At 60.6% G+C, this 24,549-nt stretch carries 26 protein-coding genes and 1 pseudogene; 11 read left to right on the top strand and 16 right to left on the bottom strand.

What is annotated here, in order from left to right:
• The first annotated feature begins 135 nt into the window (after positions 1 to 135).
• A complete protein-coding gene (locus CPA42_RS12210; protein ID WP_002518518.1) occupies positions 136 to 1,116 on the top strand; it encodes a LacI family DNA-binding transcriptional regulator in 981 nt (326 codons plus the stop codon).
• A gap of 8 nt (positions 1,117 to 1,124) precedes the next feature.
• Here the strand turns inward: CPA42_RS12210 and CPA42_RS12215 are convergent, their stop codons facing one another.
• Positions 1,125 to 1,817: a suppressor of fused domain protein gene (locus tag CPA42_RS12215; protein ID WP_002515825.1), complete on the bottom strand. Its 693-nt coding sequence runs from the start codon at positions 1,815 to 1,817 to the stop codon at positions 1,125 to 1,127.
• A gap of 125 nt (positions 1,818 to 1,942) precedes the next feature.
• Between CPA42_RS12215 and CPA42_RS12220 the strand changes: the two genes are divergently transcribed.
• The gene (locus CPA42_RS12220) at positions 1,943 to 2,800 is read left to right on the top strand and encodes a mechanosensitive ion channel family protein (protein WP_002515857.1); all 858 of its coding nucleotides are present in this window, start codon (positions 1,943 to 1,945) and stop codon (positions 2,798 to 2,800) included.
• Positions 2,801 to 2,969: 169 nt separating this feature from the next.
• Here CPA42_RS12220 and CPA42_RS12225 read toward each other — a convergent pair whose 3' ends face one another.
• Positions 2,970 to 4,223, bottom strand: coding sequence for a glycerate kinase (locus CPA42_RS12225; RefSeq protein WP_002518519.1), 1,254 nt, complete (start codon positions 4,221 to 4,223; stop codon positions 2,970 to 2,972).
• Between the two features lie 5 nt (positions 4,224 to 4,228).
• Between CPA42_RS12225 and CPA42_RS12230 the strand changes: the two genes are divergently transcribed.
• Both CPA42_RS12230 and CPA42_RS12235 read left to right on the top strand, forming a co-directional pair.
• Entirely contained in the window at positions 4,229 to 4,483 is a 255-nt protein-coding gene (locus tag CPA42_RS12230; RefSeq protein ID WP_002512648.1) for a hypothetical protein, read from the top strand.
• Positions 4,484 to 4,588: 105 nt separating this feature from the next.
• Complete coding sequence (locus CPA42_RS12235) at positions 4,589 to 6,088, top strand: CCA tRNA nucleotidyltransferase (protein WP_002515701.1); 1,500 nt, start codon at positions 4,589 to 4,591, stop codon at positions 6,086 to 6,088.
• Here CPA42_RS12235 and CPA42_RS12985 read toward each other — a convergent pair.
• On the bottom strand, positions 6,085 to 6,351 hold the full coding sequence (locus CPA42_RS12985) for a hypothetical protein (protein ID WP_002518521.1): 267 nt from the start codon (positions 6,349 to 6,351) through the stop codon (positions 6,085 to 6,087). The genes CPA42_RS12235 and CPA42_RS12985 overlap by 4 nt on opposite strands.
• Here CPA42_RS12985 and CPA42_RS12240 point away from each other — a divergent pair.
• Together CPA42_RS12240 and CPA42_RS12245 are read left to right on the top strand one after the other, a co-directional pair.
• Positions 6,350 to 8,272 carry a DUF6049 family protein gene (locus CPA42_RS12240; RefSeq protein ID WP_002518522.1) on the top strand — a complete coding sequence of 641 codons (1,923 nt, stop codon included), beginning with the start codon at positions 6,350 to 6,352 and terminating at the stop codon, positions 8,270 to 8,272. The genes CPA42_RS12985 and CPA42_RS12240 overlap by 2 nt on opposite strands.
• Positions 8,273 to 8,405: 133 nt before the next feature.
• Entirely contained in the window at positions 8,406 to 10,151 is a 1,746-nt protein-coding gene (locus CPA42_RS12245; protein ID WP_002518523.1) for a protein kinase family protein, read from the top strand.
• Here the strand turns inward: CPA42_RS12245 and CPA42_RS13340 are convergent.
• From CPA42_RS13340 to CPA42_RS12260, 3 genes and pseudogenes are all read right to left on the bottom strand, one after another.
• Positions 10,146 to 10,268 (bottom strand): Tat pathway signal sequence, encoded by a 123-nt coding sequence (locus CPA42_RS13340; protein ID WP_073868108.1) that lies wholly within the window; start codon positions 10,266 to 10,268, stop codon positions 10,146 to 10,148. The genes CPA42_RS12245 and CPA42_RS13340 overlap by 6 nt on opposite strands.
• Positions 10,269 to 10,500: 232 nt before the next feature.
• Positions 10,501 to 12,048, bottom strand: a complete 1,548-nt coding sequence (glpK, locus tag CPA42_RS12255; RefSeq protein WP_024513524.1) for a glycerol kinase GlpK — start codon at positions 12,046 to 12,048, stop codon at positions 10,501 to 10,503.
• 60 nt (positions 12,049 to 12,108) lie between these two features.
• Positions 12,109 to 12,860: pseudogene (locus tag CPA42_RS12260) on the bottom strand (MIP/aquaporin family protein).
• Positions 12,861 to 13,048: 188 nt separating this feature from the next.
• Here CPA42_RS12260 and CPA42_RS12265 point away from each other — a divergent pair.
• Entirely contained in the window at positions 13,049 to 13,996 is a 948-nt protein-coding gene (locus CPA42_RS12265; protein ID WP_002515820.1) for a sugar-binding transcriptional regulator, read from the top strand.
• A gap of 70 nt (positions 13,997 to 14,066) precedes the next feature.
• On the opposite strand, the gene CPA42_RS12270 is transcribed toward CPA42_RS12265, so the two are convergent.
• Positions 14,067 to 15,506: a S1C family serine protease gene (locus CPA42_RS12270; RefSeq protein ID WP_002515870.1), complete on the bottom strand. Its 1,440-nt coding sequence runs from the start codon at positions 15,504 to 15,506 to the stop codon at positions 14,067 to 14,069.
• A gap of 103 nt (positions 15,507 to 15,609) precedes the next feature.
• A complete protein-coding gene (locus tag CPA42_RS13345; RefSeq protein WP_225070328.1) occupies positions 15,610 to 16,212 on the bottom strand; it encodes an alpha-L-arabinofuranosidase in 603 nt (200 codons plus the stop codon).
• Here CPA42_RS13345 and CPA42_RS12280 point away from each other — a divergent pair.
• A complete protein-coding gene (locus CPA42_RS12280) occupies positions 16,096 to 16,335 on the top strand; it encodes a LacI family DNA-binding transcriptional regulator (RefSeq protein ID WP_002539650.1) in 240 nt (79 codons plus the stop codon). The two genes, CPA42_RS13345 and CPA42_RS12280, sit on opposite strands and share 117 nt — an antisense overlap.
• A gap of 77 nt (positions 16,336 to 16,412) precedes the next feature.
• The gene (trxB, locus tag CPA42_RS12285; RefSeq protein WP_002515813.1) at positions 16,413 to 17,465 is read left to right on the top strand and encodes a thioredoxin-disulfide reductase; all 1,053 of its coding nucleotides are present in this window, start codon (positions 16,413 to 16,415) and stop codon (positions 17,463 to 17,465) included.
• A gap of 234 nt (positions 17,466 to 17,699) precedes the next feature.
• On the opposite strand, the gene CPA42_RS12295 is transcribed toward trxB, so the two are convergent.
• Positions 17,700 to 17,897, bottom strand: a complete 198-nt coding sequence (locus CPA42_RS12295; protein WP_002518527.1) for a hypothetical protein — start codon at positions 17,895 to 17,897, stop codon at positions 17,700 to 17,702.
• Between the two features lie 50 nt (positions 17,898 to 17,947).
• On the bottom strand, positions 17,948 to 18,793 hold the full coding sequence (locus CPA42_RS12300; RefSeq protein WP_002518528.1) for an RluA family pseudouridine synthase: 846 nt from the start codon (positions 18,791 to 18,793) through the stop codon (positions 17,948 to 17,950).
• A 443-nt stretch (positions 18,794 to 19,236) separates the two neighbouring features.
• Here CPA42_RS12300 and CPA42_RS12305 point away from each other — a divergent pair, with 443 nt between their 5' ends.
• Positions 19,237 to 20,409 (top strand): MFS transporter, encoded by a 1,173-nt coding sequence (locus CPA42_RS12305; RefSeq protein ID WP_002518529.1) that lies wholly within the window; start codon positions 19,237 to 19,239, stop codon positions 20,407 to 20,409.
• Position 20,410: 1 nt separating this feature from the next.
• Positions 20,411 to 21,340, top strand: a complete 930-nt coding sequence (locus CPA42_RS12310) for an alpha/beta hydrolase (RefSeq protein WP_002515878.1) — start codon at positions 20,411 to 20,413, stop codon at positions 21,338 to 21,340.
• Between the two features lie 123 nt (positions 21,341 to 21,463).
• Here CPA42_RS12310 and CPA42_RS12315 read toward each other — a convergent pair whose 3' ends face one another.
• From CPA42_RS12315 to CPA42_RS12810, 6 genes are all read right to left on the bottom strand, one after another.
• Positions 21,464 to 21,901: an OsmC family protein gene (locus tag CPA42_RS12315; RefSeq protein ID WP_002515818.1), complete on the bottom strand. Its 438-nt coding sequence runs from the start codon at positions 21,899 to 21,901 to the stop codon at positions 21,464 to 21,466.
• Positions 21,902 to 21,910: 9 nt separating this feature from the next.
• Complete coding sequence (gene trxA / locus CPA42_RS12320) at positions 21,911 to 22,237, bottom strand: thioredoxin (protein ID WP_002515759.1); 327 nt, start codon at positions 22,235 to 22,237, stop codon at positions 21,911 to 21,913.
• Between the two features lie 240 nt (positions 22,238 to 22,477).
• Complete coding sequence (locus CPA42_RS12325) at positions 22,478 to 23,545, bottom strand: glycerol-3-phosphate dehydrogenase (RefSeq protein WP_002515885.1); 1,068 nt, start codon at positions 23,543 to 23,545, stop codon at positions 22,478 to 22,480.
• Positions 23,546 to 23,676: 131 nt separating this feature from the next.
• Positions 23,677 to 23,790 carry a sugar-binding domain-containing protein gene (locus tag CPA42_RS13720; protein WP_110463727.1) on the bottom strand — a complete coding sequence of 38 codons (114 nt, stop codon included), beginning with the start codon at positions 23,788 to 23,790 and terminating at the stop codon, positions 23,677 to 23,679.
• Entirely contained in the window at positions 23,745 to 24,032 is a 288-nt protein-coding gene (locus CPA42_RS12805) for a sugar-binding domain-containing protein (protein WP_306400437.1), read from the bottom strand. The genes CPA42_RS13720 and CPA42_RS12805 overlap by 46 nt, the downstream gene beginning before the upstream one ends.
• The gene (locus tag CPA42_RS12810) at positions 23,956 to 24,546 is read right to left on the bottom strand and encodes a sugar-binding domain-containing protein (RefSeq protein WP_002515724.1); all 591 of its coding nucleotides are present in this window, start codon (positions 24,544 to 24,546) and stop codon (positions 23,956 to 23,958) included. The genes CPA42_RS12805 and CPA42_RS12810 overlap by 77 nt, the downstream gene beginning before the upstream one ends.
• Positions 24,547 to 24,549: the final 3 nt, after the last annotated feature.

Here is a 24,549-nt window from a genome sequence, read left to right on the forward strand (position 1 = left end):
CATCGCTGTGTACACGTGTACATTACGACTCGTGGCCCACCTCCGACAAGTGGGGTCGCACAACCGAGCGTCACCGATGGTGGACCGGAATAATGAGGAGGATTGTCGATGAGTGCGGAAACAGGCCGACCCACTATGCACGAGGTAGCTCGGGTCGCCGGTGTCTCCCATGCCACAGTGTCACGGGTCCTCAACGGCCACACCAACGTTGCCCCCGCAACCGCACGAGCTGTCGCCGACGCGATCATTACCACCGGTTATGTACCCAATCGAGCAGCACGGTCGCTACGAGTCCAGTCCACCGACACTGTGGTCCTCGTAGCCCGCGAAAAAGCCGACGTTTTCTACAGTGAGCCAACTCTGTCGCCGATGGCATCGGGAGCGAATCTTCGCCTCTCTGAGCACGGGTACCAGATGCTGCTAGCCCTCGTCGATTCTTCCCGATCCGCTGAGCGGGTCGGGTCATTGATTGCCGGGGGATCTTTCGACGCGGCAATTTTGGTAGCGATGAGCAACGACGACCCGCTGATCGCGCGTCTTATGGCCACAAATACTCCCCTCGTAACCTCATCCACGCCGTTTCCGGGCTTTGACATCCCTTCAGCTGACACCGACAACGTCGGAGGTTCCCGGGCTATCACCGCGCGACTCGTAGCCACTGGTCGGTCAAAATTAGTCGCTATCGGAGGGCCATCGTGGGCCCCGGTCACCCAGCTGCGTCTCGACGGGTTCCACCAAGGTGCGAAAAATGCCGCCTTAGGGCACACCACAGTCAATGAATGGACCCTCACCGCCGGCAAGCGGGCAATGAGGGAACTCCTTGAGCTTCACCCGGACCTCGACGGTGTTGTCGCGGCCTCAGATCTGCTGGCGGCGGGAGCAACCCGAGCCCTCAACGAGGTCGGTCGGCGGGTCCCACAGGACGTCGGCGTCGTCGGGTTCGACGATGCACCAATCGCGGCTCTCAACGATCCTCCGCTGTCGACGGTGCGCAGCGATGCCAGGGCAACGGGAATTGCCTTAGCCGACATGGCTATCGCGCAGATTCGCGGCCAGGAGCTCCCCCAACCCCACCTCCTACTACCCAACGAAGTAGTTTGGCGAGAGTCGGCCTGACCGGTCCGTCAGACCACCGACGGGCGTTGCAGGTCGGTGTAGTTAACGGCCTTGGCATCAAGAAGTTCGACAAAAGCGTCGAACCCGTTGGCCTCCAGCCACTGACGCTCGGCCTCGGTGATCGGTACGCCAAGTAACCAGTGGACCTTCATGTCGCCAATGTCCACCTGGTCTAGCTGGGGGGTGGTGAAGGGATGGCACCACATGAGATGCGGGGTAGTGGAATTCGGCGCGTACATCGACACAACATCGCCGAAGACGATCCCGGGAGCCATCGACCAGTGATCACGGAGCACCGCGAAGGCGCACGATCCCAGGACCTTGCCCATGACGTCAGAACCGGGAGCGCCCACCACCATAAGCTCCGCGCGAATATCGCTGCTGGTGCCGTCAACGAGGGCGACGGCATTGGGTTCAGCGTGCAGACTCACCGTCGACCAGGTCGACCAACCCGGCGCGGGCGCATCAGCAAAAGCCAGAACATCGATGCGCACCTCTTCGGCGGCGTCTACCATGCCATCCGCACGGGGTGTACCACCGACCGCCTCGACTACGGCCTGAGCAACCTGAGGGCCGGTTGAAGGCATCTGCGTTGGCTCGGCCAGATGCTCAGGCAGGTCTTGTGGGTCCAGCGGTCGCTCAGCCGTTAGCTCATCACCGTCAGGAAGGCGTGCTGCTGGGGAGACGTTTTCGTCGCTCATACATCGATCCTGTCACGTTGATGGCTCTAGCGTGTCCGGGGCGGGGGTTTTCTTGCCCGACGTGGGAAGGTGGAAGTGTTACTGAGAGCACATCCACCGCCTGAACCCGACCGCGAAGGGAGACCATGCCTCCGCTGAAATCCGACGTGTGGACATGGGACACACTCATCCACATCGCCATCATCATCGCTGTAGCGATCATCGCCCGTTGGCTGCTCCGCAAGGGCGTTGATTGGACGATTCATCTCATGGTGTCGCGCTCCGAGAAACGCGAAGCGACGATGCCAGGCCGCACGCGTCGTATCCTCGCAGAGGCGACCGGCGCGAGCATCGATCGACAAAATCAGCGCACCGCAACCGTTGGCGGGCTTCTTTCGAATGTCGGTGTGACGATCATCATCATCGTCGCCCTGCTTTCGGGATTCAGCACCATCGGCTTCAAGATCACCCCCATCCTCACCTCCGCCGGAATTGTTGGCGTGGCGCTAGCCTTTGGCGCACAGACGCTCGTCAAAGACGTCCTGGCGGGACTTTTCATCATCTTCGAGGACCAGTACGGCGTCGGTGACGCGGTGAAAATCAATGAAGTGGAGGGGCTCGTTGAAGATGTCGGCCTACGTGTGACGCGGATCCGGGATTGGAATGGCGCAGCCTGGTATCTACGCAACGGTGAGATCACCAAGGTGGGCAATGTCACTCAGGGCTGGACGACCTCGTTTACTGACATCAACGTGCACGCCTTGGAAGATCCCAACCAGGTGATCCGCGTCATCCGTAAGGTTCTCGACAACCTCGAAGTCGAATTTGAAGGAACCCTACTCGACAAGCCGCTGGTGCTGGGCGTCGGCGACATCACCGGCGACACGATGACCTTCCAGGTCATGACGAAATGCATCGCCAACCAGCACAATAATGTTCTGCGCGCCCTGCGCCGCGAGTGTAAGGACGCCTTCGACGCGGCTCGGATCCGCAGGGTTTTCTGATCGACAGTCCGGTCTTCCTTTTCACCACGATCCCAAGTTTCCTCGGCCCCGGCCATCGCCAGATACCACGTGGTACACCTTTCGTGGGCAGAGAACTCGCCTCTCCCCCCACGACGTGACAGTTTTCGACGTCGCAGACGTCGGACGCTTTTCCGGCAGGTTCACCGGGTCAGCGACCGAGCTCCTCCCGCACTGCCTGCTCCACCGCCCGACTCAACAGCGGCCCAGCTTGGGCCATCGATGCCTCAACATCGGGCTCAATGTCGGACAAGCAGATGATGCGCTCGAAGACACGACGCTTCTCCTCAGGCAGGTCGCACCTCCCGCACACCGCCCATACCGGCACTCCTGCGTCGAGAGCAATCTTGCGGATCGTGTCAGGAAGCTTGCCTAGCAAGGTTTGCCTGTCAAGTCGACCCTCGCCAGTGACAACAAGTCCAGCCCCAGAGATTTTTGACACTGCTTTGGCCCATCCGAGCATTGCAGCTGCCCCCGGGCGGTATTTTGCTCCCAGACAGCGAAGCGCCCAACCAACTCCGCCGGCGGCACCGGATCCCGGATCGTCCCGGTAAGTACTACCGATGGCTGGTTCCATCAGGTCGGCAAGCCTGGTCAGACCGGCCTCAGCAATCGCGATGCCTTCGTGGTCCAAACCCTTCTGAGGACCAAACACGGCAGCCGCACCTTCTGGTCCGAGCAACGGCGAAGTGACGTCACACGCGACTGTCAGCTCTACCCCCGACAATTTTCGATTGAGTCCGGACAGGTCGAGGCGTGTGAGTTCCGTCAACCCTGCTGCCCCGGGAGAAATTGGCGCGAGATTTTTGTCGAGCAGACGCACACCTAAGGCTTCCAACATTCCTGCGCCGCCATCAGTGGATGCTGACCCACCGACCCCAACGGTGATGTCGGTCGCTCCTTTACGCAGGGCAGCTGCGATAACCTCACCAAGACCGCGGCTGGATGCCACGAGGCCACGCCGGGGCGTCGGCCGCCCGGATACCCGGTCGGCCCTCTCTAGACCACAACAGGTAGCCATTTCAATGACAGCATGGCGGTCACGCATTGCGTAGTCGACTTCCGCGAGGTCTCCTGTGGCGCCGTGACACTTGACGGTGACAGCATGACAACCGGCCGCTAGAACTGCCTCAACAGTCCCCTCCCCGCCATCAGCAACCGGGATCGTGATGACCTCACGATCCGGATCAGCCGCAGAAAACCCCCGCCGGACTGCTCGACAAGCCTTCCCAGAGCTCAGTGAGCCTTTAAACGAGTCAACGGCTACGACGACCGGCGCATTCGGATCGGGACGCATGGTCTCAGCATGGCACGCCACCATGTCGTGGCTCGAGACCGGCTCTCCCATCTTGATGACCATTTCTCCCGCCTCGAGTCCTGTATCCTCACTCCTTCGCCCCGACATGCATAATGTCGGCACTTTTCGTCACAACCCGTAAACTCGGGGTCATGGTAAATCGCGCCTACCTGTCCCTGAGCGTTCTTGCCCTCGTGCTGTGGGTGGCCGCGTACCGTCATTTACCCGGCTGGGCAGCTGGGATAACGCTGGCGTGCATCGTGCTGTTCTCACTGTTCTGCGAGTGGTCGCGGGTGCGTACCCTGGCACGCATCGGCAAATCTCGCGGTACCGCTGCCCAGAGCTCGCGCGGTCGTAAGCTGTCCTGATCAGGCCCTCAGCAGCCTTCATGACACGACCGATCCGAACAAGCCCTGTAGTGTTCCTACCGCCCACCAGCCTCGACGCCAATGTCGCGTAGGCTATTTGCCGCCATGCCTGAGAAAAACATCAACAGCACCACCATGCTGCCCGCCGCCCTGCGTCCTACCCCCGACGAATCCGGGATGACCGTGCCGCAGTTGCTCGAGCATCGCATCAATGCGCTCTTCGAGCAGATCCCGTTGGTGGCCGAACTAGGTGAGGCCTTCGCACAGGCTAGTCACGATTTGTATCTCGTTGGTGGATCTGTTCGCGACGCCCTTATGGGCCGACTGGGTCACGACCTCGACTTCACGACCGATGCCCGCCCTGACGACACTGAAGCGATCCTGCGCCAACACACCCACGCGACCTGGGATATCGGCCGAGCTTTCGGAACGATCGGCGCCCAGATTGACGATTGGGTGGTTGAGGTCACAACCTACCGCGCGGATGCTTACCATCCGGACTCACGCAAGCCCGAGATCGTCTACGGCGAGACCCTCAAGGACGACCTTATTCGCCGCGACTTCACTGTCAATGCGATGGCCCTTCATGCCGCTACCCGAACCTTCTCGGATCCTTACGCAGGCCTGACCGACATCGTGTCGGGAATTTTGCGCACCCCCTTCCCTCCGGAGCGGTCTTTCAGTGACGATCCTCTCCGGATGATGCGAGCGGCACGTTTCACCTCTCAGCTGGGTTTTACCGTCACGAACGAGGTACGTGCCGCCATGACCGACATGGCCTCTCGCATCGAGATCATCTCAGCCGAGCGTGTTCGCGATGAGCTCTCCAAGACTCTCCTCACTGACCACCCCCGTGAGGGACTGGACCTCCTCGTGACTACGAGGATTGCCGACTATGTACTTCCCGAACTCCCCGCACTGCGTCTCGAGCGCGACGAGCACCATCGTCACAAGGATGTCTATGAACACTCCTTAACGGTTTTGGACCAGTCGATCGACCTAGAGAAACGTCGCGGCCACGACCCGGACCTCACGGGTCGTCTGGCGGCCCTGCTGCACGACATCGGCAAGCCCTCGACGCGCAAGTTCGAGCCCGGCGGCAAGGTGAGCTTCCATCACCACGACATCGTCGGGGCGAAGATGGCACGCAAACGCCTTAAAGCCCTCACCTACCCCAGCCAGGTCGTCAAGGAGGTATCCAAGCTCGTCGAATTACACCTGCGCTTCCACGGCTACGGTGATCAAGGTTGGACTGACTCGGCGGTTCGTCGTTATGTTCGAGACGCCGGCGACCAACTGGAGCGCCTCCATATCCTCACCCGATCTGACTGCACGACTCGCAATCGGCGCAAAGCCGAGCGGCTGGAATTCGCCTATGACGATCTTGAGGCGCGCATCGCCAATTTGACCGCTAAGGAGGAGCTCGCCGCCATTCGACCCGACCTCGACGGCCAGCAAATTATGGCGATCTTAGGTATCAAGCCGGGACCGGAGGTTGGCAAGGCGTACAAATTCCTGCTCAACCTTCGCCTGGATGAAGGCCCGCATACTCCCGACGAGGCGAAAAACGCACTGCTGGCCTGGTGGGCCACGCAGGATCGCTAAACCTTTCTGATGGTCACAGCTGAAGCAGGTCGGCCAACTACCATGACAGACGTGCCTTCTCCTTCCCGCCTTCGCCCAGCCGCCTGGCTACTAGGCCTGTTGATGGTTTTGGCGACCGTTGTGACGGGATCATCCCCTGCCCAGGCGCGCACCGCTTCCGGGTTAGTCAAGGTGGCGATTACCTCCGTCACGCCACCGACGGGTGATCCCAAAACTCCCATCACAATTAAAGGGACGGTCACGAACACCTCCTCGGTGTCCATGACGTGGGTACAGGCGTCTTTTTGGCGTTCCCAGGACGAGATCAACGACACTCGGGACCTCTCTGACCTCCTCGCTTCCCCGGCTACCGTGCCAGTGGGGATGCGCTGGTTCCGCGAGCCGAAAGAGGCGTCAATTTTTAACATCACGGACCCCGAGGCCAACCAGACCTTTAAGCCAGGAGACACCGGGTCGTTCACCGTCACCGGTACACCCGCTCAGATGGGTCTGACGACGCCAAATGCTGTCTATGCAGTCGGGGTTCATGTACAGGCATCCCCGGGAAATCAACCGCGGAGAACCGTCGGACGAGCACGGGTACTCACGGTGCTCTCGGACGCTCACACCAGCGCGAATCTGGCCCCCGTTATCGTGCTGTCTGCCCCACCGTCGCGACGCATTGACGGTACCTTCACCGACGAATCCCTATCCGATGACATCACCCGCCGGTTGAAACCCCTCGCCGAGGCAGCACATACCCGCAATGCCACCGTGCTCGTTGATCCGAGTCTTATCGACGAAGTTCGTGCCATGGCGTCGGGTTATCTGGTAGCTGGCAAGGGCTCACACACTGTCGCCGGAACTGGCCAAGAGCAAGCCAAGGAGTGGCTCAATCTCGTCGAGCCTCTCTTATCGTCAGGCCGGGCGTATCGCCTGCCCTACGGAAATGCTGACGTCATCGGGACCGCCCGGCAGGGACGCTCCAGTCTTTTACTGACGGTCAAGCACGCCGTCGACCCTTCCAACCCCGCGGCGCATTTGCCCTTGGCTATCATCGATCCCGCCGCTGAACTCGACAATTCGTCGTTCAAAACCTTGGCTAAAGAGCTCTCCCCCTCCGTCATACTGACTTGCGCAGCATCAGTTCGTAAGGGGGTTCGCGAGGACTTTGGGGTGAAGATCGTCGGGTTGGCCGACACGGTCCGGACCAGCGGCCATCCCCAATCAAACAGTGATTCTCAGCGACGCGGAATGCTGCTGTCCCAAGCCCTCCTCATGACTCGTGAGTCGATCCCTGCTGTCACCCTCGTGACCACCGTGAACGACGTCCAGGCCACTGCTCCCGTCAGCTGGCTCCATCTGCAGAACCTGTCGACAATTCTCAACGGGGCTAAACCGGGGCTACACCTGCCGGAAAGTCATGCCGGAAACACGATCCTCAAAGATTCGTGGTGGCAAATCCAGCACGACGTGGGCGTTGATGCTGACGGCTGGTCAGATTTGGTCGGGGCCTCGCCAGAGACGGCTTCTTTGACCTCGGCGAAATTTGTCAGCCGGACGCTGTCGGCGTCACTCAAGGATCGGGAGGCGTGGGCTACCGACGTTATGCGCCCGGCGTCGGAGGTCATTGCCGGTAACGGCTTGGTCCTGCACTCGGCTTCCCATTTTGTGATGTCGTCGTCACGTAACGAGTTCCCGCTCACGATCACGAACTCGCTAGCGCAGACGGTTCGTGTCAAGGTCGTAGTCACTTCAGAAAACCCGCAACGCATTGACATCCCGGACACCCAGGTTGTTGCGATACAGCCCAAAGAGACGCAAACCATCAAGTTTGCTCCGAAAGCGAGTTCAAACGGCGTCGTTGAGATGCAGGCTCACCTGTCGACTCCGTCGGGACGGCTCCTGGGTTCTCAGTCAACTTTCGTCGTCAAAGCTACCCAAATGGATGATGTGGGCTGGATCATCATCGTCGTGTCGGCATTGGTGCTCATCATCGCGACGGTGCTGAGAATCCGACAAGTGACGGCAAATTCCCAGCGCGACACCGAGACCGCAGCCCGAGATGCTAAGCAACCTGCAACGAAGCTTGATGACATTTCTGACAGCACGCCAGCCACCCCAGCACAACAGGATCAGGAAGCAGCCTCGAGTGACGATTCTGCACGGAGCTCTCACACCGACACTGGCGACCTCACCGCGTGACAATCCCAGAGTTCCGGGCCCGGATCGGTATCGTTGAGGATGCACAGTCGGATCGATCGGGTAGGAGGTGGCAGTGTCTTTCGAAGACCCCGCCGACCGCTACCGCGATCCATATGACTCGGGCTCCTATGAGATGGACAATCTTCCTCACCTCTCCGCGGGGTCCTTTTTGGGCGGGCGTTACCGTCTCGACCAAGAGATTTCACGTCCGGAGCCTTCGCTTGCGTGGCGGGCCTTCGACACTAAGCTGCACCGCCCGGTTCTTATCTACGCCCTGGCCCCACATGGTCGTCGCACCCCTGCTGTCCTTGACGCTGCTAGGCGCGCCGCTGTCGCTACCGATTCGCGCTTCTTACGGGTCCTTGACGCTGTCGTCGCCGGGCCGGGAGAACCAGCTTCGTGGGTCGTCAGTGAATACGCACCTGGCAAGTCGATCGAAGAGCTGCTAGAAACCGGCCCGCTGTCAGCGCTGGAAGCGGCGTGGATCGCCCATGAGATCGCTGATGCTATGGCCCCGTTACACGCCCAGGGGGTCTTCCATGAACGCATCAGCCCCGGGACCGTCCTGGTCACCTCAACAGGGAATCTCAAGATCAGTGGTCTCCTCATTGAGGCCGCATTGCATCCCCGGCCGGGGGATATTTCTCGCTCTTGGCCGGACCGCGAAGTCGTTGACGTGACGGATATTGGTCGCGTTCTCTACGCCTGCCTAGTATCTCGATGGCCCAACGGACAGGGGCACCGACCTTTCGTGGAACCGGCGACGGCCATGTCGTGGGGGCTGCCACCGGCACCTACAGATGCTCATGGCTGGCTCACCCCGCGTGAGGTGCGGGCCGGGGTCTCCCCCACCCTCGACGTCCTTTGCGACCAAATCCTCTCGCGAGTTCCTCACTATGACGAGGTCCCATTGCGCACAGCCAACGAGATCGCACAGTCTCTGGGACGGACCCTAGGATCCGCCGATGCCGCCGCTGACTTGGAGCGCCGCATCCGTTTCCCCGTAGATCAAACGTCTCAGGCCGAAAAAGACCCGTGGTGGTCAGACGAATCCTCGGCGTCGGTGGCACCGCAGGACCCCGATGAACCTGAGCGAGCTAAAGAATACGGTCCCGATGAAGAAGGTTACTGGTCTCCGGAAGCTGCTGCCGGCGAATGGGGTCGTCGCTCAGGACCCTTACCATGGTCAGGTCGTAACGACCCTCACATCACTCAGCTACCCCCTCAGGACTGGCCCAACGACGCTGAAGACGAGCCGGTATTCACGAAGGCCCGTCCACATAACCGGCGCTGGCCACCGATCCTCGTGGCTGTAACGGCCGTGGTCATGGTTGTATGTCTTATCGCTGTCGGGATGCGCCACTCCGACAGTGGCGCCTCACAAACGTCCAGTAATCCGACAACTGTCAAGCTGACGCATGTCCAGGAGTTTGATCCTTCCGAGGACGGTGGCGACGCCAAGGAGAACCATAACCAGGTGAAGTTCGCTATCGACGGTAACCCATCGACAGCGTGGCACACCGTCGTTTATCGCAACTCGGCGAAGCTCGGGAATCTTAAACCCGGGGTCGGACTCGTCGTCGACTTGGGCCGGGTCACGAAGGTCACCTCAGTCAAGGTACGGCTGGTGGATTCCGGTACGGACATCTCGCTATGGGAGCCGACGCATGACGTGTCCTCGGATCAGCCGCCGATGAAGACGATCAAGGAGTGGACGCGCGTCGCGGCGGTGACGGGGGCTGGGAAGATCGTGACGTTGAAACCGTCGGAGAATACAAAGACCAGGCACCTTTTGGTGTACCTGACCGAGCTTCCTGCGAAATCAGCTACCCGGTTCCAGGGCGGGATCGCTGATATTACGGTCGTCGGCTCCTCATGAGGTAAGGCGTCCCGCCCCGGCTGACGCATCACGACGCGGCCACGTAGCCACAGCCGCGCCGGCCCATGCACTGGTCTGCAACACTGACTGCCTGTCGCCGCGTGCAAAAATTCCCACCTCACGAATACGTCCGGCTCAGGATTTCCCGACTCCTACCCGAATCGGCATTTTTCGTCACAGGTAGCTGCCATGCTCGACTCATGACACAACGGGGCTCATGACGCAACCGATCGACACAGCGGGGCGGCCCAAGCGCCCGGCAATGGCACGAGGAACTGGACGCAGTGGTGCCCCGCGCTGGAAGGCACGGGGCACCACCTGTCAACAGTTCATCAGGATCAGAGCAAGATCACTCCTTGACGTCGTCGTCCACCCAGTCGAAGGTCTTAGTGACAGCCTTCTTCCAGTTGCGGAACAGACGTTCGCGCTCATTCTTGTCCATCTTGGGTTCCCAGCGCTTGTCCTCGGCCTGGTTGTCGGTGACGTCATTCTCGCCTTCCCAGAAACCGACAGCGATGCCAGCGGCGTAGGCGGCGCCCAGAGCGGTGGTTTCGGCGACCACGGGGCGAACCACCGGCACATTGACCTGGTCGGCCTGGAACTGCATGAGGGTTTCGTTGGCGGTCATGCCACCGTCGACGCGCAGCTCCGTCAGCGGCACACCGGAGTCGGCGTTCATAGCCTCAAGAACCTCGCGAGTCTGGAAGGCGGTTGACTCGAGCACGGCGCGGGCAATGTGGCCACGGTTGACGTAGCGGGTCAAGCCCACGAGGGCACCACGGGCGTCTGGACGCCAGTACGGCGCGAACAGGCCAGAGAAGGCCGGCACAAAGTAGGCGCCACCATTGTCCTCGACGGTGTTAGCGAGAGCTTCGATTTGCGGGGCGGTCTCGAACATCTTGAGGTTGTCGCGCAGCCACTGTACCAGCGATCCAGCGACGGCAATCGAACCTTCCAGGGCATAGACGGTGGGCTGGTCACCGATCTTGTAGCAGACGGTGGTCAGCAGACCGTTCTCGGAGAAGATGGCCTCCTCACCTGTGTTCATGAGCATGAAGCAGCCGGTGCCGTACGTGTTCTTCGCCATGCCCTTTTGGAAGCAAGCCTGGCCAAAAGTGGCGGCCTGCTGATCGCCAAGAATGCCGGAGATCGGGGTATCGATCAGCAGGCCGTTCTTGCGACCATAGCCGTAGATCTCGGAGGAGGACTTGATCTCAGGAAGCATGGACTTCGGAATCCCCATGACCTCGCACATCGAGTCGTCCCACTGCAGCTTTCGGACGTCCATGAGCATGGTTCGGGACGCGTTGGTCGGATCGGTGATGTGCACGCCACCGTTAGTACCGCCAGTCAGGTTCCACAGCACCCAAGTGTCCATGTTACCGAAGAGCAGATCGCCGGCCTCGGCCCTCGCACGGGCTCCCTCAACGTTGTCGAGAATCCATTTGACCTTCGGGCCAGAGAAATAGGTCGACAGGCCCAGACCACAGATCTCCTTGTAGCGGTCGGCGCCCTTGTCACCAGCTAGTTCGTTACAGATCTTTTGAGTGCGCGTGTCCTGCCACACGATGGCGTTATAAACCGGCTCACCGGTGTTCTTGTCCCACACCACTGCGGTCTCGCGCTGGTTGGTGATACCAGCAGCAGCCAGCTGGTGGCGGTTGATGTTGGCCTTGGTCAGGGCGAGCCCAACGACGTCGCGAACGGCCTCCCAGATCTCGATCGGGTCATGCTCAACCCATCCAGCACGCGGGAAGATCTGCTCGAACTCCTGCTGGCCAACGGCCATGATCTGGCCGGCGTGGTTAAAGATGATGGCACGGGCGGAAGTAGTGCCCTCGTCAATGGCGAGTACAAACTTCTCATCGCTCATGTTGGTTGCCTTTCTTATCTGCATTGACGTGTCTGACACATTACGGCTGACGCGCAATCAGTGTGTCACGAGAGGTATTCCCACTCACCAGAAAATGGAGTAGGTGAGAGCGGCCAGGACAGCACCGATCATCGGCCAACGACCGGGACCCAGGCATATCCCCAATCGCTGTCACCCTTGCCCTTGATTGGCAAAACGGCGTGGGCGATACGGGGAGAGAGGTCACGGGCCGGGTTGATGGCATATCCGGTGGGGCCACCGAGGGAGGCACCGATGGAGACAATGAGCAAACCGACAGCCAGGGGGCCAATTTTCACTCCCTGGGTGAAGCCGGAGAGGATGACCCACAGCACAAGGACCCAGGTGCCGATGGCCTCAGTTATGGTGTTCCACAGCGGATTGCGAACCTCAGGACCGGTAGCGAAAGTGCCGAGCTTGAGGGCGGGGTCGCAATCCTCGTCATAGTGCTGTTTGTACGCCAGCCAGCACAGCACCGCACCGACAAAGGCACCGGCGAACTGGGCGAGGATGTAGATCGTGATGTTGCCAGCCGTAGCAGGGATACCAGGGGCCAGATCCTTGCCGGCGATGGCCAGACCGACGGTCACAGCCGGATTCAGATGCCCACCGGTCTTGTAAGCGGCGTAAACCCCGAACATCACGCCGAAGCCCCATCCCCAGTTAATCTGGAGGGAACCGGGGGCGTTAGCGTGGCCCTTGCTCTTGGGAAGGAGGTTATTGGCGACGACGCCACAACCCAGGAGAATGAGGATCAAGGTGCCCAAGAACTCCGACCCGAAGATCGTTGCACCGGGCACCGCGGTTTCGAGAAGCATGAAGACTCCTTCGTCGTGGTGTCATCCGTTGACACCGGTTTACTCGCCGGTGGCAGTCGATCCCGTAGAATTTAGGAACGGGGACCGTCGTCCCGCCCCCCATCGGGGTCGGACGTAGCTCACAGTCAAACATCAAGGGCCCCACGGATTCGCGATTCTGCACTCATGTGCATGGCAAGGGGGGAGGCATGAACGAATTGTCCAATGATGTATGGACAGCTGCGTCCATGTATTACATGCAGGGCGAGACAATGGATGCCATCGCCAGCCATCTCGGTACATCTCGCTCGACCGTATCTCGACTTCTCAAGCAGGCACGTCTGTCCGGAGTTGTGCGCATCACTTTGTCCGAGCCAACGGGGCTACGAAGTGGACTGGATTCCACCCTGACGAGGATGTTCGGGGTAAATACCACGGTTGTGCCCGTGAAATCAGGAACCACCGAGATCCACCGCCTCGATCAAGTCGCCAGGATCGCGGGACAGATGGTGACAGATATGGTCGAGGACAATTCCGCCGTCGGTATCGCCTGGGGCACAACCCTTGATGCCATCACCCACTACGTAGTGCCTAAAGACGTCAAAGGGGTCAGCGTCGTCCAGATGAATGGGTCGGCAAACCCCGCTAGTTCGGGAATCCCCTACGTCGGATCGATCCTGTCAAGAATGGCTGCTGCATTTGGTGGCGAGGTTATCCATTTCCCGGTCCCAACCTTCTTCGACAGTGCGTCAACAAAGGCCGCAATGTGGCAAGAACGTTCCGTTCAGGCCGTCCTTAAAGCACATCGAGAGCTCGATCTTGCTGTTTTTAGCGTCGGAGCCCTTGACAGCCCGGTCCCCTCCCACGTCTATTCAGCGGGTTACATGACCGATGAGGAAAAGGCGAATTTGGTACATGCTGGAGTCGTCGGTGACGTCAACACCGTCTTCCTCAAGGCTGACGGTGCTTACGACGTCGAGTTCAACAAGAGAGCAACCGGATTAGCCCCCTTCCAATTACAGCGCATACCGCGTCGGCTCTGCGTCGTCGCTGGGCGCGCCAAGGCCGTCGGACTGCTGGCTGCCCTGCGCGCCAGAGTTGCAACTGACCTCGTCGTTGATGACGCCACTGCCCGAGCGGTCCTCGACCTCATGTGAGAGCGCAGGTAGAAATTCGAACTCTCCGCAGCACATCGGCTGCGGAGAGTTGGCTGTGTTACTGCCAAAATCAAGCCTTCGCCGTGCCCATTGTCACGTCAACCGTCCCCTCCTGGGAACCACGGATATAACTGATTTTCGCCTTCTGCCCAGCTTTGAACGAACGAATAAGACCTACTAAAGACTCCCCCGAGGCGATATCAGTGTCGTCAATCCTGGTGATGACGTCGCCTCGGCGCAAACCGGCCTTGCCGGCAGCCGAACTCGGAATGACCGTCGCGATTCCGGCACCCCGAACCTTGACACCAGCCTTAACTGCAGCCGCGTCACGAACCGAGATGCCTAGGAAAGCGTGAGTGACCTTGCCGGTCCGGATGATCTGGTCGGCAACCGACTTGGCCAAATTCGATGGGATGGCGAACCCGATGCCGATATTGCCCGACTGGGAGCGGTCCGCCGACGGCAAACTGGCGATTGAGGAGTTGATGCCGACGAGTTCACCATTGGCATTGACCAGCGCACCCCCGGAATTGCCTGGGTTAATCGCGGCGCTGGTCTGGATGGCATTGGTGACGACGACCCCCGACGAGGAATCATATGACCCCAACACGTCATCTGACTCATCGCGGCTCATGGTCGTGACCGGGCGGTTAAGAGCGCTAATGATGCCGGTCGTCACCGATCCGGACAGTCCTAGCGGGTTACCAACAGCCATGACCGGGGCACCGACGGTCAGCTTGCTGGAATTGGCGAACCTCATCGGCTTCATGGATTCGGGCGGATTCGTTACCCGGATGACAGCCAGGTCAGTTGATGGATCACTACCCACCACCTTGGCGTCATACGTCTTGTTGCCCATAGATACCGTCAGTTGACCGCCGGATGCGGCGTCAGAGACGACGTGATTGTTGGTGACGATGTCGCCGTTGGAATCGACGACGACACCGGACCCCTCGCCGCCCCCATTGCCGGTCGTCACGGTGATAGAGACCACCGAGTTCGAGATGGCGGAGGCAGTGGCCGTCCAGTCCGGAGCAGATGACGATCCCTGAACAACCTTGGTAACGGTATTCGGGGCGGCAGACTTTGTGGCCACGGCAGGAGTGTCATTTTTTGTCAAGGAACGATCGACAAGACCACCTGAGACTCCACCCACGGCCGCGGCTAGCAGCGCAGCAAGGACAATAGTCCCGCCTCGGAAACCCTTGCGGCCCGATCGAGACGAGGGCTGCGGCGAGCCGGCATTTTTGTTACCAAGGTTCGGATCAATAGCAGTGGGCTGTTCAGATGATTCCCACGGCTGCCGTTGGGTAGTCGGCGAATCTCCCGAACTAGACCGGGTATCGTCACTGTGCGACCAATATGACTCCTGTGCCCAGCCCTGACGGGCATCCTCAGAGTGCGAGGAATATCCGCCCTCGGCGCTAGCACGCGGGAAAGAATTAGGTTCACGAGGCTCTTGGGGACCATTCGTCGACTCACTCATGACTTCCAGTGTCCACGATCCCATCAAGTGTTCACCCGATCGCCGAGGGAAACATGCTGTCGGCGGAGAGGGAACGACGCTGTAGTGGCACGCGACCGGCCAACCCCATCCGACCATGGTCAGGTAACTAACAGGAGAGATTAGTCCGGGGGTCCGAATCCCGGTGCACGACGATGCGGGTCCTGCCGACAGCAACCACGCCGAGACGGATGAAATCATCGTCGATCGGATTCGTAGTGGGCGTGGCCGACACCAGGTCCAGGCTGTCGAATGCGGCATCGGCGACGACGCGCTCCCGGCGCCCGAAGATGGGCATGGAGCGTCCCGAGGAACCACAGGTAGCCACAATGGGATTGTCGTCGAAGCGGTGGAAGGTGTTGGCCACCTCGGTCACGGCCCGGGCGTATTCCTCAGGTGTCTTGTGGCCCATCTGCCACGGCCCGTCCATCTCATTGCCGAGGCCCCATTGCTGACGCGCCAGGGATCCTCCCAACCGTAGCTTCTTGCAACGTTGCCATAGGTTATAACAACGATATAAAGAGAGGTGCAAAGCCCTCACAAGTCGTTCCCCTGACATTGCTGAACCCCCGTTGGAGATCATAAGATCCTGGCCATGACAGCGCGCCTTGTGGATGTTGCCAAAGCAGCCGGGGTGCCCGTCAACACTGTTTCTAACGTTGTACATGAGAGTCCCCACGTACACCCTGACACTCGTGCACGGGTAGAGCACCTCATCAAGATCGGCTGCCATCGAATTGCGGCAATCGGGGGCGGACCAACCAGGAATCGACGTCCCCATACCGTGGCACCTCGTCATGGGGGGAGAGCACTGGAAGCCCCACGCCGGGCGTAAAACCCTCCGGGAATGCCGTAACAGCTTCATGCGCTAAATAGGTTGATCCCCGAACCAGTCACTAACCAGGAGACGCCATGACCACTCAGGCCCTTACACCCAACACCATCCTCGGCAACATTTCGCTGTCCGATCCCTCGGAAATCGACACCACCCAGCCCTTCCCTGAGACCGTCGGCGCCGACGTCCACGGTAATGACGAGCCGCGCGACGTCATCATCGTAGGGTCTGGGCCAGCCGGATACACCGCCGCTGTCTACACCGCCCGCGCCGGACTGAAGCCGCTGGTATTTGAAGGGTCAATGGATGCCGGCGGCGCCCTCATGCAGACCACCGAGGTCGAAAACTACCCGGGCTTCTCCGAAGGGATCATGGGCCCCGACCTCATGGCGCAGATGCGTGCCCAGGCCGAACGGTTCGGAGCCGAGCTCATCGCCGACGACGTCACCGATATCGACCTCACCGGTGAGATCAAGAAGCTCGTCGACACCGACGGAAACACCTACAAGGCGCACGTTGTTATCCTCGCCATGGGATCGGCCTACCGCAAACTCGGGCTTGAGGATGAGCCGCGGTTGTCCGGGCGCGGCGTGTCGTGGTGCGCCACCTGTGACGGGTTCTTCTTCACCGGCAAAGACATCGCCGTCGTTGGTGGCGGTGACTCCGCGGTTGAGGAAGCCACTTTCCTTACCCGGTTCGCCAACTCGGTGACCCTCGTGCATCGCCGCGACCAATTGCGCGCCTCTCAGATCATGGCCGACCGTGCCGCAGCCGACCCCAAGATCACCTTCGCGTGGAATAGTGAGGTCGTCGCCATGCAGGGCGAGTCGAAGCTCGAGTCGATCACCCTGCGGGACACCAAAACCGGCGAGGAGCGTCAACTCGAAGTTGCCGGCGTTTTTGAGGCCATCGGCCATGACCCGCGCTCCGAGCTGGTGCGCGGCCAGGTCGATCTGGACGATGCTGGCTACGTCGTGTGCGCCGAGCCATCCACCCGCACCAACGTGCCGGGAGTTTTCGCCTGCGGCGACCTGGTCGACTCCCACTACCAACAAGCCGTCACCGCGGCCGGGTCCGGGTGCCGTGCTGCCCTAGATGCCGAAAGGTTCCTCACTGAACTAGGTCGCTGAGGTACTCGACAGTTTTCGCCGCACCACCCGCGCGCAAGGTGGTGCGGCGAAATGCTGTGCGGGCGCCATGGACGCGACGTGGTATAGGTAAGCGGCATGCGGCGCAGGTTTTTCTCGCTGTCTCTTCCCCCCTGACATTTTTCGTCAGCTCGCGACGGATCGGGGCATCGCTGAGCCCTCGACGATATTGAGCCATCCCTGAATCAACCCCATATCTTCACGTGACGATTTCTGTCAGCCCCCGAAGGTCTCAAGCACCCCAATGGCACCGCTCCCCACGTATCGGGAAAAATAACCACGGGTTGGCAGTTCACCCACGCTGAGCGAGACCCACTGCGGGGAGAATGGGTACAGTCGGCGGGAAATCAGGGCAGGCACATAGGCGGTGACAAGCCCGGTATGCGGGGCGGCGCTCCAAAACGGCCAAGACACAGGCAGACCCCATGTCCGGTTGGCATCACGTCAGGGGCATGACCTTGCCCTCACTGCCAAGCGGCCAACCGCAATCTCGAGGTGAAGGCTCTCGGGTCGCCGGTGACGGGGTCGGTGAATCCCATCCGCCACGCCTGCAGCTGCAAGGGATGGGTGAAATCATCGACTGGGGTGTCGAGAACTACCGGGTAAAAGGGGTCATTCACAATTGGAGCGCCCAAACGTTGCATGTGGAGACGAATTTGGTGGGTGCGACCAGTCCGAGGGCTCGCCTCGTACAGCCCCCACCCGCCGTGTTCACCGATCAGCGCAATATCGGTGACAGCATTCGGTACGCCGGGAACTTCACGGGCCTGCAAAATCCCCCGCTCCTTAATAATCCGGGACCTCACCTGCCAGCCGCTTTTTGTCGCGGTAACCCCCTCCCCAGCTGGATCGTGCACCACGGGTGCCACCAACCGATACTTTTTGACGACCTCACGACGCTCGAATATCTCTTGGTACGGGCGACGCCATTTTCGCTCCCGGGTCAGCAGTAACACTCCAGCGGTAACACGATCGAGGCGGTGAGCGACCGTTAGTTCTGGCAGCCCCAATTGGGTGCGCAGTCGAACAACAACCGATTCGAGGACATGGCGGCCCCGCGGGATCGAGGACAGGAAATGCGGCTTGTCGACCACAAGAATGCGTTCATCGGAATAGAGAATGCCGATCCCGGCCGGAACGGGAGTCTCTGTAGGCAGGTCTCGGTGGAAGAAAACGAAGGTCTGCGGAGTGAAAGGGGAATCCCGCCGGAAAGTACGCCCTGACTCGTCGACGAACCTCCCCTCATCAAGCATCTCGTCAACACGCTGCCCACCCATTCTCGGGAGCTTCTCGACCAGGTAGTCCCGCATCGTCGGCCAGGGCCAGCCATCGACTCCGCGCTCTGTTGCCAACCGACGACACGCCCCATGATCGGGGGTGTGAACCCACGCTGACTCCAGACCGTGACGTTGGCGTAGCGGAGACCTGGGCACCTTATTAGCTTACGGACAACGACGCTTCCCTCCCCGGCGTCCTCACCCAGTGAACAAAAATCCCGCCTCGCAGAGAGTCAGGTCAAAGGGATGCTTGGCCCCTTCCGGAACGGGGTTCTTGGGCCCCGCAGCGTCCGATCGGCCCTATCGACCACCCCAGAGGGTCGTGTTCTACAATACCTAGTGCTACTAGGGTTTTGTTAAGGGCGGTCCGACCCGCACCCCACCGCAAAGGAGCAGACCCCATGACGATAACCCCACGAGAGGGTGCTCAGCCCCAGCACAGGCAGTGCGCTAGTACCGGTCGTCTCAGCGCAGTGATGTTCATCGGACAATTGGGATGGGCGGCGGTCGGAGCTGCCTGCGGCACGCTGCTGGCAGCACTTGCCGCTGAGGTCAAGCCCGAAGACAAGGTCGACTTACTCGCCCTACTCACGACCACCGGCGCCATTGCTGCTGTTAGCTGCATGATCCTGGCCGGGACGCTGTCGGACCGCACTCGGTCCAAGCTCGGCCCGCGCAATCCCTGGATTATCGGAGGTGCCATCGTCGGCACTCTGGCCTTCGCCTGCATCGGCTTAACCCGTAACCCCGCCCTCCTCGTCGTCGCACACATGGTGTACCAGGGCGGGCTCAACTGCATGCTTGGCGCTTTCAACGCCATCCCACCGGACTACGTCCCCAACTCCGTTCTCGGTAAGGTCTCAGCATTCGGTGGCGCGGGCTATCTCCTCGCCCAGATCATCGGGGCAGTTATCGCCGGGACCTTGGTAACCCACCCATCGCAAGGGTTCCTCATGGCGGCATGGATAATGCTGGTATCGAGCATCATCGTGGTGATCCTGCTTCCACCCCACCCATTGCGCAATCGGTCACCCCGTCCACCAGTCACCTGGCGCCAGTTCGGTGCTCAGATGAGGCCGCCCTCTGACGGCCAGTTTTGGTGGATCCTGGTAGGCCGATTTCTCTTTGTCATCTCTTTGTTCATGGTGATGCAATTCCAGCTGTACATCGCCACCGATGAGATGGGCATGACACGAGCAACTGCCGGAAGACTCATCGCGATGAATTCCGCAGTCCTCGCCGTCACGGCAGTCGTCCTTGACGTCATCACGGGTCCGTGGTCCGACAAGATCAAGCGCCGCAAGCCCTTCACAATGATTGCCCCGCTCGTGGCCGGGGTTGGAGTCATTCCCCTCTTCCTTGTCAACGAGCCGTGGACGCTCACCATTTTCGCCGCGATAGGCGGGGCCGCGTTCGGCACCTATATGGCTGTCGACGGGGCTCTCATGGTCGAGGTACTGCCCGACCGCGACGATGCTGCCCGTGACCTAGGCTTCCTCAACGCCGCCAATTCTCTGCCGATCGTCTTCGCACCGGGCATTGGTGCGACCCTCGTAAAGACGGTGGGCTATCCCGGACTGTTCACTGCAGCGATCATCCTAGCCATCCTGGGGTCGTTGTGTATCACACGAGTGAGGAGGGTGAAGTGACATGAAACTGGATCCACGACTGGCAGAAATCCTGGGTCGTCAACCGAAGGAAGAACAAACGCTCGCCGAGAAGCGGGCGCGTCAGAATGACGTGGCCGCCCGCCTGCGGGGAAAAATAACGCCTGCGGTCCCTGATTCGGTGATTCTCGAGGACCGCACGGTCCCCGGACGGACTCACCCGATCCCGGTACTCATTCAGCGGCCGAAGGGGCTCCCAAACCCCGCTCCAGTACTGGTATGGGCCCACGGCGGGGCTTTTGTTCACGGTTCCCCACGCACCGTGCTCTCCCGCACAGCCAGCATCGCCCAGCGAGCGGGGGTATGTGTCGTCAGTGTCGATTACCGATTGCTGCCCGAGCACAACTACCCCGAGAACCTACATGATGTCGTTGACGTCGTGCGGTGGGTAGCCAAAACCGGACTTGACAAGGGGTTTGACACTTCACGCATCCTCGTAGGGGGCGATTCCGCGGGTGGAAACCTCGCCGCTGCGACGGGGATCATGTGCCGCGACGAGGGCAACCCCGCAATTCTTGGGCAAATCCTGGAGGTGCCGATTCTCGACCTTTCTGACACCTCCGAAGCAATGGCCGAGGCTCGTCGTGACGCCCCTGACCTAGCGGCCGCGCTGCACCACAGCCACGTGCGTTATCTGTCTCACGGAGCAAGTCTCGACAACCCGCTGACTAACCCTGCCTGCCTGGAGAACGCGCACGGCCTTCCGCCGACATTTTTGCTCAACTGTGAGGTGGATCCGCTGCGTGACGACTCGATCGCGTGGCAGCACAAGCTCCAGGACGCCGGGGTGCCGGTAGAACTGACAACAGTCCGTGGCATGGCTCATGGCACCCAAAGTTTCACCCTCGCCTTCCCCCAGGCCCGCGACGCCGAAGACAAAATCATCACCTGGCTGCGAGATCTCATCTCCTGATGCCGTAAAACGGCCGGGCCCGGGATTTTTCGTCACCGGGTCCGGCCGCCTCGGTTCCTGTGGAAGACCTTTCGTGAACACGCTCCGCGTAAAAACGCGGCGAGAACGACCCGCCAGGAAACCTCAGTCCAACGGCTCGCCGGCGATACTGAAAGCCACCGGAGTCTGGGCCTCGACGGTGCGCGAGACGGTGCAGTTTTTGTCGCGTGACATCGTGACGACCCGGTTCACCAGCCCGGCAGCCTCGCGTCCTTCCTCAGTGTCGGGGAAGCTCAACTGGAAGTCGACGGCGACGTCACCCAGGGATGCCCGTCCTTCCTCGTCGCTGCGTTTGGTGCCCGAGACGGAAACGGTGAACTGGGTAGGCTCGCCGCGACGGCTTGTCACGGTGTCGACATCAATGGATGAGCACCCGCCGATAGCGGCTAGCAGCAGCTCCACAGGGGTGAACTCGGCGTCCTTCCCTGCCCCAAACCGAATTTGCCCACCACGAGCATTGGTGGCGGTGTAGTGGCCTTCACTACGACGGACCAGGGAAACCTTCTTAGTGGCAGACGGCATGATCCCTCCTTAGGCGACAAACTCTTCGATGATTTTGACCAGCGCCTTCTTCGTCTTGCCGCCTTGCAGCGACTTGACGAGCTGGCCACCCTGCCAGACCTGGATGGTGGGCAGTGACATGATCCCCTGCTCCGCGGCAACCCGGGTGTTGGCGTTGGTGTCGACCTTAGCGAAGACCATCCGGTCGCCGTAGGTCCCAGCAAGCTCCTCGATGATCGGGGAGAGCTGTTTGCATGGGGCACACCAGTCGGCCCAGTAGTCGACGAGGACCGGCTTGGAGGCACCGAGAACCTCGGAAGCGAAGGTCGCATCAGTGACCTCGATGACGTTGTTCATGACAGCCTTTCTAAGACGACCAGACGAGTCTAAGTCGTGGCGGTTCGAACGGCACCTCTCGTTCACGAAAGCCAAGCGGACTCTCGGAGTGCTGCATGAGGCAGCCATCACCCGGTGCGAAAAATCCCGGTCGAAGGATGCATCACGCACCACAGTACCCGGACCCCACCTAGGCCGGTATTTTTCGCACACACGCCGCTGAGGACATCTGAGTACCTCGACACGGTGTTCCGACTCCGGTCACCCAACGTCACTTTTCTCCGCCGAAGAACTTCTCCCAGGGCAAATCGAGGGGAGCATCGTGAGCAACGATGTCGTAGAGGGCGCGCACCATGGGTAATCGGTCTCAGCGATCACTCCGCGCCGAGTCAACTTCTCGATCGCCTCACCAACCACACCGATGGCGGCGACCCCCTCCAGGGTGATGCCTTTCATCTTGACATTACGGATCTGCGAGAACGGCACTCCGGCACCGACGTAGGTTCTGGCACGCACATTGCGTCCGCCCATCGTGGTAACGAACATATCGCCGACACCGCCCAAGCCGGTCGCCACCTCCGGGTCACCACCCATGAAGGCAACCATCTGTTTGAGCTCGCGGGCACCCTCGCCAAACAGCGCCGCGGTGTAGTCGTACATGACGTACTTAGCGTCGGTCTGCCCGGCCTTGTCCAGCATGCCAGCAGCGAAGCCCCCACCAAAGGCAAAGATGTTTTTCATGCACGCGCCGACCTCATGACCGACGAAGTCGGTAGACGTCCAGACGTGGTAGTAGTCGGTGCGGTATGCCGCAACCAAGCGGTCGCGGACCTCCTGCTCCTCGCCGCAGAATACGACGCGGGTGTCACGATGCACCGCCAGTTCACCGGCATTGGACGGTCCAACAATGGCCGCCCAGTGGGCCTCGTCGGCAAGGTTCCCCATGTGCTTCTTCAATACCTCGGGCAGGATGTGAAGGGTGCCGTCCTCATCGGCCTGCATGCCCTTTGTTACGCACAGGATGATCTGCCCGGGTTTGGCTAGCTTGGCCAGCTGTCTACCCGCCCAGTCGACTCCGAACGAGTTGACGCCACTCATGATGACGTCAGCCCCCTCGATAGCCTCGGCGGCGTTAGCAAAATGGTACGCCTTGGCGCGCTCGTCAACCTTAAGTTCAAGAACCGGGTGCTGCCGGGTGGCCTGAATGGAATCGATGATGTCGTCATCGAGGTGGGTGCCAATGAAGCGGACTTCGTTGCCGTTTTCGACAGCGGGGAAGGTCAATGCGGTGGCCATGACACCCGCACCGAGCACTGCAATCCTGAGCATCTTCGTACCTCCGAAGATGGGTTGAGGCCCGGCTGTGGGCCCGACGCAATTCACGCTAGCCCTGGGCCGCGCGCGATTCCCACCTTCGTCGAGAGCCTGCACTTGCGTGCATGACGGCTGCGGCTCCTCCTTCACCCAAGGGCGAGCTCCGCAACGCTGGCATCGACAACCAGGTCAGTACACAAACCACCGCGCAGGGCTACCCCCAGAGCCTCTGCTTTTTCGGCTCCGGATGCGACGACCAGTACGCTCCGAGCCCAGGGGCGACCGTGGCCCCGTCATCCCTGACCTTCACACCGTCCAGGTCTACCGAGATCGTGCGAGCATCCAATTCTTCATCGACAACGCGGCCATGGGCGTCAACATAGTGACTCATGATGTCTGCGCTAGCCCCTTTGCTTCGCAGCTGGTCAATACCGTTGGTTGTCACATGACCAGCCGTCACCAAAATCGAGTCGGCGCTCACCGTTCCTGGCGAATACACCACGAGATCCGCGTTTTGGGCAGCCTCCAGGGGACGCGAAACGGACACGTCCTAACGCAGCATCTCCCCGAAATCTGCTGATCCCACGACGGTCGGGGCTTGCAAGGTGAGGATTCCAACCCGACCCCAAGTGTTGGGCCACATGGGCCGTCGTTCGACCCCAGCTCACCGCGACCACCCGCGGTCGTGGCCGCCACTCGGATAACCGCTGCGCTGCCATCCGAGTGACGAACTCCATCGTCAGTTCGTCATTGGCTTGAACGGGCACGACGACGGCCGACTGCAACCCGAAGGTGTCAACTAACTCGGTTTCGAACCGGTGATACCGGGCGAGGGGATGATCAATTGTGATCTTGACCATCCCCGTACGGCGAGCCTCCTCGAGGATCCTGCCGACGGTCCAACGACTTATTGAGAGTCGCTGGGCGATGGCGGCATGGGTCATCTGCTCGAAGTAGTACATCTCCGCGACGTGGAGCATCTCCTTGTCTTGATTTGCCCGGCGTCGGTTCGACATCGG

Origin of the sequence: Cutibacterium acnes (assembly GCF_003030305.1) — a bacterium.
GTDB lineage: Bacteria > Actinomycetota > Actinomycetes > Propionibacteriales > Propionibacteriaceae > Cutibacterium > Cutibacterium acnes.

Coding starts and splice junctions, on each gene's coding strand:
- CPA42_RS12310 (WP_002515878.1), top strand. CDS start 20,411: ATGAAACTGGATCCACGACTGGCAGAAATCCTGGGTCGTCAACCGAAG.
- CPA42_RS12210 (WP_002518518.1), top strand. CDS start 136: ATGCACGAGGTAGCTCGGGTCGCCGGTGTCTCCCATGCCACAGTGTCA.
- trxA (WP_002515759.1), bottom strand. CDS start 22,237: ATGAACAACGTCATCGAGGTCACTGATGCGACCTTCGCTTCCGAGGTT.
- CPA42_RS12280 (WP_002539650.1), top strand. CDS start 16,096: ATGACAGCGCGCCTTGTGGATGTTGCCAAAGCAGCCGGGGTGCCCGTC.
- CPA42_RS12270 (WP_002515870.1), bottom strand. CDS start 15,506: ATGGGATCGTGGACACTGGAAGTCATGAGTGAGTCGACGAATGGTCCC.
- CPA42_RS12985 (WP_002518521.1), bottom strand. CDS start 6,351: ATGGACACCGAGGAGGTGTTCGTGACCGTCCCTTTAATTGTGATGGGA.
- CPA42_RS12215 (WP_002515825.1), bottom strand. CDS start 1,817: ATGAGCGACGAAAACGTCTCCCCAGCAGCACGCCTTCCTGACGGTGAT.
- CPA42_RS12230 (WP_002512648.1), top strand. CDS start 4,229: ATGTCGGCACTTTTCGTCACAACCCGTAAACTCGGGGTCATGGTAAAT.
- CPA42_RS12225 (WP_002518519.1), bottom strand. CDS start 4,223: ATGTCGGGGCGAAGGAGTGAGGATACAGGACTCGAGGCGGGAGAAATG.
- CPA42_RS12810 (WP_002515724.1), bottom strand. CDS start 24,546: ATGTCGAACCGACGCCGGGCAAATCAAGACAAGGAGATGCTCCACGTC.
- CPA42_RS12315 (WP_002515818.1), bottom strand. CDS start 21,901: ATGCCGTCTGCCACTAAGAAGGTTTCCCTGGTCCGTCGTAGTGAAGGC.
- CPA42_RS12325 (WP_002515885.1), bottom strand. CDS start 23,545: ATGCTCAGGATTGCAGTGCTCGGTGCGGGTGTCATGGCCACCGCATTG.
- CPA42_RS12220 (WP_002515857.1), top strand. CDS start 1,943: ATGCCTCCGCTGAAATCCGACGTGTGGACATGGGACACACTCATCCAC.
- CPA42_RS12245 (WP_002518523.1), top strand. CDS start 8,406: ATGGACAATCTTCCTCACCTCTCCGCGGGGTCCTTTTTGGGCGGGCGT.
- CPA42_RS12300 (WP_002518528.1), bottom strand. CDS start 18,793: ATGCGGGACTACCTGGTCGAGAAGCTCCCGAGAATGGGTGGGCAGCGT.
- CPA42_RS12305 (WP_002518529.1), top strand. CDS start 19,237: ATGTTCATCGGACAATTGGGATGGGCGGCGGTCGGAGCTGCCTGCGGC.
- CPA42_RS12240 (WP_002518522.1), top strand. CDS start 6,350: ATGACGTGGGTACAGGCGTCTTTTTGGCGTTCCCAGGACGAGATCAAC.
- CPA42_RS12235 (WP_002515701.1), top strand. CDS start 4,589: ATGCCTGAGAAAAACATCAACAGCACCACCATGCTGCCCGCCGCCCTG.
- glpK (WP_024513524.1), bottom strand. CDS start 12,048: ATGCAGATAAGAAAGGCAACCAACATGAGCGATGAGAAGTTTGTACTC.
- trxB (WP_002515813.1), top strand. CDS start 16,413: ATGACCACTCAGGCCCTTACACCCAACACCATCCTCGGCAACATTTCG.
- CPA42_RS12265 (WP_002515820.1), top strand. CDS start 13,049: ATGAACGAATTGTCCAATGATGTATGGACAGCTGCGTCCATGTATTAC.